At 64.0% G+C, this 11,152-nt stretch carries 7 protein-coding genes; 4 read left to right on the forward strand and 3 right to left on the reverse strand.

The window, feature by feature from the left end:
- Position 1 precedes the first annotated feature (1 nt).
- Positions 2–772 (reverse strand): trehalose-phosphatase, encoded by a 771-nt coding sequence (gene otsB, locus J5837_RS08900; RefSeq protein WP_210536418.1) that lies wholly within the window; start codon positions 770–772, stop codon positions 2–4.
- Positions 773–915: 143 nt separating this feature from the next.
- On the opposite strand from otsB, the gene clpB reads away from it, so the two are divergent.
- Complete coding sequence (clpB, locus tag J5837_RS08905) at positions 916–3,501, forward strand: ATP-dependent chaperone ClpB (RefSeq protein WP_210536419.1); 2,586 nt, start codon at positions 916–918, stop codon at positions 3,499–3,501.
- A gap of 64 nt (positions 3,502–3,565) precedes the next feature.
- Here the strand turns inward: clpB and J5837_RS08910 are convergent, their stop codons facing one another.
- Positions 3,566–4,168 (reverse strand): hypothetical protein, encoded by a 603-nt coding sequence (locus J5837_RS08910; RefSeq protein ID WP_210536420.1) that lies wholly within the window; start codon positions 4,166–4,168, stop codon positions 3,566–3,568.
- 104 nt (positions 4,169–4,272) lie between these two features.
- Positions 4,273–5,976, reverse strand: coding sequence for a YbaL family putative K(+) efflux transporter (gene ybaL / locus J5837_RS08915; protein ID WP_210536421.1), 1,704 nt, complete (start codon positions 5,974–5,976; stop codon positions 4,273–4,275).
- 503 nt (positions 5,977–6,479) lie between these two features.
- Here ybaL and J5837_RS08920 point away from each other — a divergent pair.
- From J5837_RS08920 to J5837_RS08930, 3 genes are all read left to right on the forward strand, one after another.
- Entirely contained in the window at positions 6,480–8,570 is a 2,091-nt protein-coding gene (locus J5837_RS08920) for a type I secretion system permease/ATPase (RefSeq protein ID WP_244755895.1), read from the forward strand.
- A gap of 11 nt (positions 8,571–8,581) precedes the next feature.
- Positions 8,582–9,979 carry an HlyD family type I secretion periplasmic adaptor subunit gene (locus J5837_RS08925; protein ID WP_210536423.1) on the forward strand — a complete coding sequence of 466 codons (1,398 nt, stop codon included), beginning with the start codon at positions 8,582–8,584 and terminating at the stop codon, positions 9,977–9,979.
- Positions 9,980–10,269: 290 nt separating this feature from the next.
- Positions 10,270–11,151, forward strand: a complete 882-nt coding sequence (locus J5837_RS08930) for a hypothetical protein (RefSeq protein WP_210536424.1) — start codon at positions 10,270–10,272, stop codon at positions 11,149–11,151.
- Position 11,152 lies beyond the last annotated feature (1 nt).

Genomic DNA, 11,152 nt, shown 5'->3' on the forward strand with positions numbered 1-11,152 from the left:
CTCATGGCGCCCCCGCCATGGGTTCGTCCACCGACTGCATCAGCCAGCGCAGCGTGTCCGCCGGGCCCTGCAGCGCGTAGGTCGCCGCGGTGGGGCGGCGCTCGCCGACCACCACCGCATGGCCGCCCAGCGCGATCGCGCTGAGGAAGCCGTCTTCGTCGGTCACGTCGTCGCCGACGAATACCGGCTGGCGTCCGCGGAACGGCTCGCTGGCCATCAGCGCTTCCAGCGCCGAACCCTTGTGCGCGCCATCCGGACGCAGTTCCACCACGTCCTTGCCCAGCTGCAACCGATAGCCGGGCAGTTGCAGCACGGCCATGTCGGCGAACTGGCGGAACGCGTCCTCCGCGCCAGCCCCGGCATCGGCCGTGCGCCAGTGCAAGGCCAGCGCCGAGCCCTTGTCCTCGACCAGCGCACCCGGGAAGCGCGCCGCCTGGATGCGCGCGCCGGCCAGCACTTCCGGCAGCAGCGGCGGCAGGTGTTCGAACAGCACGCCATCGCGGCCGCGTACCTGCAAACCGTGCAACCCGGCCGTCGGCAGCCGCAGCGGTGCGAACAATGCGTCCAGCTGCGCCAGCGTGCGCCCGCTGACCAGGGCCAGCGCGCCGCCCAGCCGGGCGTGCAGCGCTTCCAGCACCCGGAGCAATTCGGCGGGTACCCGCACCGCCTCCGGACGATCGGCGAACTCGAGCAGGGTGCCATCGACGTCCAGGAACAACGCGGTGGAAGCGTGTGCCAGCGGCGGCGGCGGGGCGTGGGGGCTCCGGCTCATGCATGCATTGTGAACAGAGCCATGTCAGCATCATGTCGACGCGGATTCCTTCCGTTCAGGCGCTTGAATCCACGCCGGCGCAACCGCATCTCAGCGTCATTGCCGGCCGCTGGCCGGCCACAATCTCTGGAGGGGAAATCCCGATGCGGATGGACAAGCTCACCTCGCGCTTCCAGCATGCGATCGCCGACGCGCAATCGCTGGCGGTCGGCCGCGACCACAATTTCATCGAGCCGGTGCACCTGCTGGCGGCGCTGCTCGACCAGTCCGGCGGCAGCACACGCCCGCTGCTGGCGCAGGCCGGCGTCAACGTGCCGCTGTTGCGCGAACGCCTCGGCGAAGCGCTGGACAAGCTGCCCAAGGTCACCGGCCAGGCCGGCAACGTGCAGGTCGGCAACGACCTGGCGCGCCTGCTCAACGTCACCGACAAGCTGGCCCAGCAGCGCGGCGATGCGTTCATCGCCAGCGAACTGTTCGTGCTGGCCGCGCTGGACGACGGCGGCGATGTCGGCCGCGCATTGAAGGCCGCTGGTGCGAACAGGCAGAAACTCGAAGCGGCCATCGACAAGGTCCGCGGAGGGGAAAGCGTGCAGTCCGAAAACGCCGAAGACCAGCGCCAGGCGCTGGAGAAGTACACCATCGACCTGACCGAGCGCGCCGAGAAGGGCAAGATGGACCCGGTGGTCGGCCGCGACGAGGAAATCCGCCGCTGCATCCAGGTGCTGCAGCGCCGGACCAAGAACAACCCGGTGCTGATCGGCGAGCCCGGCGTCGGCAAGACCGCGATCGTCGAAGGCCTGGCCCAGCGCATCGTCAACAACGAAGTGCCCGAAGGCCTGCGCGGCAAGCGCCTGCTTTCGCTGGATATGGGCGCGCTGATCGCCGGCGCCAAGTTCCGTGGCGAATTCGAGGAGCGGCTGAAGGGCGTGCTCAACGACCTGGCCAAGAACGAAGGCCAGATCATCCTGTTCATCGACGAACTGCACACCATGGTCGGCGCGGGCAAGGCCGAAGGCGCGATGGATGCGGGCAACATGCTGAAGCCGGCGCTGGCCCGCGGCGAGTTGCATTGCATCGGTGCGACCACGTTGGACGAATACCGCAAGTACATCGAGAAGGACGCCGCGCTGGAGCGCCGCTTCCAGAAGGTGTTCGTCGGCGAGCCGACGGTGGAGGACACCATCGCGATCCTGCGCGGGTTGAAGGAAAAATACGCCGTGCACCATGGCGTGGAAATCACCGACCCGGCCATCGTCGCCGCGGCCACGTTGTCCAACCGCTACATCGCCGACCGCCAGTTGCCCGACAAAGCGATCGACCTGATGGACGAAGCGGCTTCGCGCATCCGCATGGAGATCGATTCCAAGCCGGAGGAGCTCGACCGCAAGGAGCGCCGCCTGATCCAGCTGAAGATCCAGCGCGAGGCGCTGAAGAAGGAAAAGGACGCCGAATCGAAGCAGCGCCTGGCCGACCTGGAAGAAGAGATCGGCAAGCTCGAGCGCGAGTACAACGACCTCGAGGAAGTATGGAAGGCCGAGAAGGCCACGCTGCAGGGCGCGACCCGGATCAAGGAGCAGATCGAAACGGCCAGGCTCGAGCTGGAGGCCGCGCAGCGCAAGCAGGACTTCGCCAAGATGAGCGAGATCCAGTACGGCACGCTGCCGGAGCTGGAGAAGCAGCTCAAGGCCGCGCAGGAAGCCGAGCAGACCGGCTTCAAGCTGCTGCAGGACAAGGTGACCGCCGAGGAAATCGCCGAGGTGGTATCGCGCTGGACCGGCATCCCGGTCAGCAAGATGCTCGAGGGCGAGCGCGAGAAGCTGTTGCAGATGGAAACCTACATGCACACGCGCGTGGTCGGCCAGGAGGAAGCGATCAAGGTCGTGTCCGACGCCGTGCGCCGCTCGCGCGCCGGCCTGTCGGATCCGAACCGCCCGAGCGGCTCATTCCTGTTCCTCGGCCCCACCGGCGTGGGCAAGACCGAGTTGTGCAAGACCCTGGCCGAATTCCTGTTCGATTCGCCCGACGCGATGGTGCGCATCGACATGAGCGAATTCATGGAGAAACACGCGGTCAGCCGCCTGATAGGCGCGCCCCCGGGCTACGTCGGCTACGAGGAAGGCGGTTACCTGACCGAAGCGGTGCGCCGGCGTCCGTACAGCGTGATCCTGCTCGACGAAGTCGAGAAGGCGCATCCGGACGTGTTCAACATCCTGCTGCAGGTGCTGGACGACGGCCGCCTGACCGACGGCCAGGGCCGCACGGTGGATTTCCGCAACGCGGTGATCGTGATGACCTCGAACCTCGGCTCGCACCAGATCCAGGAGATGGGCGGCGACGATTCGCCCGAAGCCTACGTGCAGATGAAGGCCGCGGTGATGGGCGTGGTGCAGGCGCACTTCCGCCCGGAGTTCATCAACCGCCTCGACGACATCGTGGTGTTCCACCCGCTCGACAAGGCCCAGATCAAGCAGATCGCGCGCATCCAGTTGCGCGGGCTGGAGAAGCGCCTGGCCGAGCGCGGCATCCGCCTCGAGCTCGACGACAAGGCGTTCGACCTGCTCGGCAACGTCGGCTTCGATCCGGTGTACGGCGCGCGTCCGCTGAAGCGGGCGATCCAGCAGCAGCTGGAGAACCCGCTGGCGTCGAGGATACTCGCCGGCGAGTTCGGCAACGGCGACACGGTGAAGGTCGGTACCGAAGGCGGGCAGCTGACGTTCGCCAAGGGCTGATCGTCGTGTCCGAACGCAGGATATGGAAAGCAGAAGGGCCGCCCTCGGGCGGCCCTTCTGCCGATTACTTGGCGACGAACTTCAAGGGTCCGTTGTACTGGGGCCAGGCGATCGAGCTCGTGCCGCGCCGGTTCAGGGCCGTTTCGGGCGTCGCCTCGGTCGCGCCTTCCGTCTTCGCGCTGGCCATCAAGGTGGGCATCCAGAAATTGACCGCGAAGGTCGCATCCTTGTAGATCACCGGCTTGATGCTCAGCGTCGTGGTCTTGCCCGCTTCGATGGTGAAGCTCATCGCGTCTTCGTTCACGAACGCGCCGCGATCGAGGATTTTCTGCACGCTGAAGGCCGTGGTCATTTCCAAGCCGATGCCGGTGACCCGGTATTCGCCGGCCGGCAATGCCAGCGATTCGGACTGGCCGTAGCGGGTCAGATGGTTGACCGGGAAATCGATGAACTGCTTGGCGACCATGGTGAAGACCACCTGGCCATCCTTGACGCCCCATTCCAGGCCGCCGTTGCGCAATTGCTTGTCGACCTTCTTGGGCAGCTCCTTTTCGCTGGTGAAAGCCTGCACATCGACGACGAGCGTGCCCGGGGCCTCCTGCGCGATGGCGGCGTGACAGAACGCCAGCGCGACCACGGCGATCGCGCCTTGCAGCATATTCCTCATGTTTTTCCCCTGGATTCGTGATCGGAACGCGCGCGCCGACCGTTCCCCCGGCCGTCGTGCGGCGCGTTACGTTACCACCGCACCATGGCGAAACGAGAAGGCCGTCAGGCCGAAGCCGGCGGCAGGTGCCGCGAACCGCGATAGGGCGGGGTGGCGAGGATCATTTCGGCCAGCGAGTGCGCCAGTTCGCGCTCGGCCAGCACCGCGGCGTCGGCGCCATGTTCCAGCAGGTGCTTCACCTCGGCGTCGCTGTGCGCGCGCGCCAGCAGGGTCAGTGCGGGGTTGATCGCGCGCAGCTTGGCCAGCGCTTCGCCGGCTTCCAGCGGTTGCGGGATCGCCAGCACCGCGATCTTCGCGCGCTCGGGATGCGCTTCCGCCAGCACCTTGTCCGAAGCGGCGCTACCGCGGATGCCGGGAATGCCGGCGGCATGCGCGCGCGCGACGTGGTCGCGGTTGTCGTCGATCACCAGCACCGGCACGCCGCGGTCGTGCAGCACGTGGGCCAGGGCGCTGCCGACGCGGCCGTAGCCGATCACGATGGCGTGGCCGTCCAGGTCGAGCGAAGGACCGGGCGGCAGTTCCGGTTCGACCGGTTGCGGCGCTTCGACTGCCTGCTTCGCCTGCCAGCGGTCGAGCAGGGCGAACAGGAACGGATTGGCGATGATCGACAGCAACGCGCCAGCCAGGATCAGGTCGTGGCCGGCTTGCGGCAGGATCTTCAGTGACAGGCCGAGTCCGGCCAGGATGAAGGAGAACTCGCCGATCTGCGCCAGGCTCGCGGAGATGGTCAGCGCGGTGCCGGTCGGGTGCTTGAACAGGCGCACGATGAAGAACGCCGCCAGCGATTTGCCCAGCACGATGATCAGGAACGTGGCCAGCACCTGCCACGGGTGTTCGACGATGATCGACGGGTTGAACAGCATGCCGACCGAAACGAAGAACAGCACGGCGAACGCATCGCGCAGCGGCAGCGAATCGTTGGCGGCCTTGTGGCTGAGCTCCGATTCGTTGAGCAGCATGCCGGCGAAGAACGCGCCCAGCGCGAACGACACGCCGAACAGCGTCGCCGAACCGAACGCCACGCCCAGCGCGATGGCCAGCACCGACAGGGTGAACAGCTCGCGCGAGCCGGTCGCGGCGATCTTCTCCAGCGTCCACGGGATCACCCGCTTGCCGACCACCAGCATCACCGCGACGAACAGCGCAACCTGCACCAGCGTGCGCAGCAGCGCGAAGGCGATGGTCGCGACGGTGCCGCCTGCGCTTTCTCCGCCATTGCCGCCCAGCGCGTCGGCCAGCGCCGGCAGCAGCACCAGCGCCAGCACCATCGCCAGGTCCTCGACGATCAGCCAGCCCACCGCGATCTTGCCGCGCCGCGTTTCCAGCAGGCGGCGCTCCTCCATCGCGCGCAGCAGCACCACGGTGCTGGCCACCGACAGGGCGAGGCCGAACACGAAACCGTTCAACGGCGACCAGCCCATGCCCCAGGCCAGCAGCCAGCCCAGCGCGGTCGCCACCGCGATCTGGGCGACGGCGCCGGGAATGGCGATCGCCTTCACTTCCAGCAGGTCGTCCAGCGAGAAGTGCAGGCCCACGCCGAACATCAGCAACATCACGCCCAGTTCCGACAACTGGTTGGCAAGGTCCTGGTCGCCGACGAAGCCGGGACTGAAAGGACCGACGCAGATGCCCGCGACCAGATAACCGACCAGCGGCGACAGGCGCAGCTTGTTGGCGAGCGCGCCGAGCACGAAGGCGACGGCCAGGCCCACCGCGACGAGGTTGATCAGGTCGGTGTCATGATGCATCAGGAAATCCGTGGGGGTCGCATCGGCAGTTTCGCCGATGCGCCGGGACGCGGCAAATGCCTAGCTCACAACCAACGAACGGGCCAAGCCCATTTCGCAGTGAGTCTGTCGTTGAGGTTCTGGCGCGGCATGTTGCCATGCATTCGTGTATCTAATGAAGTATTCGTCTTCGCATTCGGTCAATTTCATCGAAGTCAGAAGTGACGCCATTAAAAGAGCCATGTCGCTCGTGACGTCTTGGCCTGATCGAGTCTGGCTAACGTGAGGGGTTGGCCCATGGGTCCACGTCAAGGTGAAGTGACGTGGGGCTCCGCGGATGTCGCCTATTCAGCTATCTAAATACGTCTCATCTCCAAGCGTCATGAAATTTCTCTGTCCGCCATTGACAAGTGGCCGGATGAACGTCAGATTCTGCTTGGAATAAGGGGAATCTAGGGATGGATTCAAGCACGGGAAAAGGTCTTCCAGAGCGCGCGGATCAGGCACTCGGGTGCTTTGTCGCGCTGCTTGGCTTCCTTGGGCGGCCCGCCGATCCCGAGCAATTGCGCCACCAGCTGGGACACGGAAGCGCGGCGACCTGTTTCCCAGACTTGCTGAGGCTGGCGCGCAAGCTGGATGTCAAGGCGCGGACTGTCAGGGCTTCCACCACGCGCTTGCGCGAATACCCCTTGCCGGCGATCGCTAGCTTGGCCGACGGCCGGTACACGCTGCTGCTGCAGGCGACCGATGATCGCGTCCTCGTCTTCGATCCCGATGGCGAACGGCCAACCGCCCAGCCACTGGCCGAATTCGCCCAGGCCTTCTCCGGCGAATTGTTGCTGGTCACGACTCGCGAGAAGATCGCCGGCGCGACGCGCGCCTTCGATGTCACCTGGTTCATTCCCGCGTTGGTCAAGTACCGGCACATGCTGCGGGACGTGCTGGTCACCTCGTTCTTCCTGCAGATCCTCGCATTGATCACGCCGCTGTTCTTCCAGGTGGTGATCGACAAGGTGCTGGTGCACAAGGGTCTGACCACACTGGAAGTGCTGGCTATCGGCCTGGGCGTGGTGTCGCTGTTCGAAGTGGCGATGGGCGGACTGCGCACCTACCTGTTCTCGCATACCACCAGCCGGGTCGATGCGGAGCTTGGATCGAAACTGTTTTCGCACCTGACCCATCTGCCGTTGGCCTATTTCCAGGCCAGGCGAGTGGGAGACACCGTTGCGCGCGTGCGCGAGCTCGAGACCATTCGCGACTTCCTGACTTCGTCGGCGCAGACGGTCGTTCTCGACCTGTTCTTTGCCGTCGTGTTTCTGGCGGTGATGTGGCTGTACAGCCCCGCGTTGCTGCTGGTGGTGTTGATCAGCCTGCCGCTGTATGCGCTGGTGGTGGCCATGGTCGGTCCAGCTTTGCGTCGACGGCTGGACGAGAAGTTCATGCGTGGCGCGGAGAACCAATCGTTCCTGGTCGAAGCGGTGACCGGCGTGGAAACGCTCAAGGCCATGGCGGTTGAACCGCAGATGCAGAATCGCTGGGATCGCCAACTGGCTGGCTATATACAGTCCAGTTTCAAGGCCCGCATGCTGGCCAACTGGGGCTCTCAGGGAATCCAGCTGATCAACAAGCTGGCCACGGTCGCGCTGTTGTTCTTCGGCGCCAAACTCGTGATCAACGGCAAACTGACCGTCGGCGAACTGGTGGCCTTCAACATGCTGGCGGGGCAAGTGGCGGGTCCGATCCTGCGCCTGGCGCAGCTGGCCCAGGACTTCCAGCAGGCGCGGATTGCGGTCGATCGTCTCGGCGACATCCTCAATGCACCGACCGAACCGGCTTCCTCGCCTTCACGCGCCAGTCTGCCGCAGATCGATGGCCGCATTTCCCTTGAGAACGTCAGCTTCCGCTACCGGCCGGATCGGGCGGAAGTCCTGCGCGATGTAACGCTGAACGTAGTGCCGGGCGAGATCCTCGGCATCGTCGGGCCTTCGGGGTCTGGCAAGTCCACGTTGACCAAACTGATCCAGCGCCTGCATACGCCAGAACGCGGCCGCGTGCTGGTCGATGGCGTCGACCTGTCGATGGTCGATCCGGCCTGGCTGCGTCGCCAAGTCGGCGTGGTGTTGCAAGAGAACCTGCTGTTCAACCGCAGCGTGCGGGAAAACATCGCCTTGGCTGATCCGGCAATGCCGATGGATGCCGTGGTCGAAGCCGCCAAGCTGGCCGGGGCGCACGAATTCATCCTGGAGTTGCCCGAAGCCTACGACACGCGCATCGACGAGCGCGGTGGCAACCTGTCCGGCGGCCAGCGGCAGCGAATCGCGATCGCCCGTGCACTGGCCACCGATCCGAAAGTGCTGATCCTCGACGAAGCCACTTCGGCGCTGGATGCCGAGAGCGAAGAGATCATCCAGCGCAACCTGAAGGCGATGACGGCCGGCCGCACGGTGCTGATCATCGCGCATCGCCTGTCCGCCGTGCGCCAGGCGAACCGGATCATCACGTTGGAGCGTGGCCAGGTCACCGAAATGGGCACGCACGAAGAGTTGCTGGGCGGAGGCGGGCGTTATGCCAGCCTGTATCGGGCCCAGATGGGATTGGCGGCGGTGGCCGTTTAGGAAGAGGGATCATGTTCGAACGCCTGCGCCAGCACTGGGGAGTCCTGAAGGAAAGCCTGCAACTGGATCGCGAGCGGCGACGCGATTACCAGCCGAGTGCCGAACCAGAGTTTCTGCCGGCGGCGTTGGAAATCCTCGAGCGTCCGCCCAGTCCCGTCGGGCGGGCGGTGCTGTGGTCGCTGCTGGCGTTCCTGGTGCTGGCGATCCTCTGGGCGGTGCTGGGCAAGATCGACATCGTCGCCGTCGCCTCAGGCAAGATCGTGCCCCGCGGCCAGGTGAAGATCATCCAGTCCTCGGACAACGGTGTGGTGCGTGCCATCCATGTCGTCGAGGGACAGGCAGTGGCCAAGGGCGCGCCGCTGATCGAACTGGATCCGACGGTCAGCGCGGCAGAAGTCGAGCAGGCGCGCCGTGCTCTGCTCACGGCCGAAATCGATGTCGCCCGCGCGCGCGCGCTGGTGAACTACATCACGGGTAAGCCGTTCGAGTTCCAGGCGCCGGCCACCGCACCGGCCGATCTGGTCGATATCCAAAAGGCCCTTGTCCAGGCCAAGGTGCATGAATACGAAACCGCGACCGCGGCGTTGCGGCAGGAGCGGCGTCAGCGTGCGGGCGACCTGGGCATGGTCGGTGCGGAGGTGGCGAAGCTGGAGGAGCAGTTGCCGCTGGCGACGGAGCAGTTGGACAAGATGGAGTTGCTCAGTCGCGACAACTATGTACCCAAGTTGCGGGTGTCCGAGGTCAAGGAACGTGTAGTCGGCATGCGCCAGGATCTGGCCATTCGGCGTGAGGAACAGCGCAAGGCAGTCGCGGGCGAGGCGGCGGTCGTGCAGCAATTGGCCAAGCAGCGTAGCGAGTTCACGCGAGAGGCCTTGGATGCGCTGACCGAGGCCGAGGCGGCTCGTGGACTGCGTGCGGAAGAGTTGAAGAAAGCTGCCGACAAGGCGCAGCGTACCGTGCTGGTGGCGCCGGAGGCGGGCACGGTGCAGCAGCTGCAGGTGCATACGCTGGGCGGAGTGGTCAAGCCGGCGGATCCGCTGTTGATCATCGTGCCCAAGGGCGAAGAGTTGATCGTCGAGGCGATGGTGCTGAACCGCGATGCCGGCTTCGTGCATGAGGGGCAACCGGTCGAGATCAAGCTGGAGGCCTATCCCTTCACCCGATACGGGGTGGTGGCGGGAAGGGTCGAGCAGATCGGTCGGGATGCGGTAGAAAAGGAGAAGCAAGGGTTGATTTATCCGACTCGGATCAAGTTGTCGCATCCGTGGATCGAGATTGGCGGTGCGAAAATCTATCTGGCGCCTGGACTGGCGACCGACGTGGAGATCAAGACGGGCGAGCGGCGGATTATCGAGTATCTGCTTTCGCCGTTGGCGCGCCGGGTGCAAGAGGCGGGGCGGGAGAGATGAACGATCAAAACGACAACATACAACCACCTGACTGCAGCATAGCGCCGGCGGGTCACGGCGAAATGAGGAAGAGAAGAGTCCGCTTATGGATCACAACATTGAAACATATTACGCGGACATTGGTGCTTGCATTGGCAATTGGCGTATCGACGCTAGCAAGTTGTCAGGACATTGCGGGTAACGAGGGGAGGGCCGCAATAGGGCCAAGACGACCGCCTAATGACGCAGGGTGTACTGTGCCATATGGGGACAGTCTGATAACTGGCAATGATTCGGCCGTCTACTTGCAGATGTGTTCGCAGGAAGTGCTCGGGTATCCGACCACATTAAATATAGTGGACTTTTCTAAAAAACGTCCAATTCAGCTCAGCTATCAACTGCGCACCCAAAGGCCGCGGTTGATGCTCATGGAGGATGGCCACATACGCTGGTTGGAGGTCGGACCGGAAGCTGCGCAAGCGTTGGGAGATCGGCTGAAACTCATCGAGTTTGACGTTGTGACGGGGCAGACTCGTTTGCTTGATGAAATCCATCTCCCGTTTCGGGCCTCACTTAATGTCCTCAAGCGTGGCAGCGGTTGCTGGCTTGCACAAGCAACGAAAGGTCCACCATCAGAACGCAAGATGGTGTACGTATCAACAAATGCAAGTTCCTTCATTCGCATGGTCGCCTCAACGGACGAGAGGCCTTTGTTTTGGGATCCCATAGGATCTGGTTTCGTAAGCTTCGGGCCGTCCGGGCTACGTACGATCGACTGCGAGCTAAGGACGGTGCCTACCAGTTCGCTGGTCAAATCAACATTATCGGTCCGTCCCTACGTTGATCGCTATTACAGCCTGCCCGATATGTCGACGGTTGCCGTCGACTACTCGCGGGCTAAAGAGGGAGGCAAAGCGCTCCTGCAGACCACAAGACGTCAAGGTGAATTTGGTGATGATCGAATCGTAATGAAATTCGATTCAATTCATGGATTGGCGGAGCGAGGGGAAGACAAGCTCATGGCGATAGTGACCGATAAAGATGTGCAGATTTTTCGAGAGGGAGTCAAAGTTCGATCTGTTGACATATCGACTGTGTCCGGTTGTAACACGCAGATCGAATTTCTAAAAGGACGTCCAGCGCTAGTTTTACTGGATGACGCGAACGTTTCAATTACTGAAGTGGGGGACTAGC

This window comes from Pseudoxanthomonas helianthi (assembly GCF_017939625.1).
GTDB lineage: Bacteria > Pseudomonadota > Gammaproteobacteria > Xanthomonadales > Xanthomonadaceae > Pseudoxanthomonas_A > Pseudoxanthomonas_A helianthi.

Excerpts from the sequence above, each read along its gene's own strand:
- clpB (WP_210536419.1), top strand. The coding sequence starts at position 916 with ATGCGGATGGACAAGCTCACCTCGCGCTTCCAGCATGCGATCGCCGAC.
- ybaL (WP_210536421.1), bottom strand. The coding sequence starts at position 5,976 with ATGCATCATGACACCGACCTGATCAACCTCGTCGCGGTGGGCCTGGCC.
- otsB (WP_210536418.1), bottom strand. The coding sequence starts at position 772 with ATGAGCCGGAGCCCCCACGCCCCGCCGCCGCCGCTGGCACACGCTTCC.
- J5837_RS08930 (WP_210536424.1), top strand. The coding sequence starts at position 10,270 with ATGTGTTCGCAGGAAGTGCTCGGGTATCCGACCACATTAAATATAGTG.
- J5837_RS08910 (WP_210536420.1), bottom strand. The coding sequence starts at position 4,168 with ATGAGGAATATGCTGCAAGGCGCGATCGCCGTGGTCGCGCTGGCGTTC.
- J5837_RS08925 (WP_210536423.1), top strand. The coding sequence starts at position 8,582 with ATGTTCGAACGCCTGCGCCAGCACTGGGGAGTCCTGAAGGAAAGCCTG.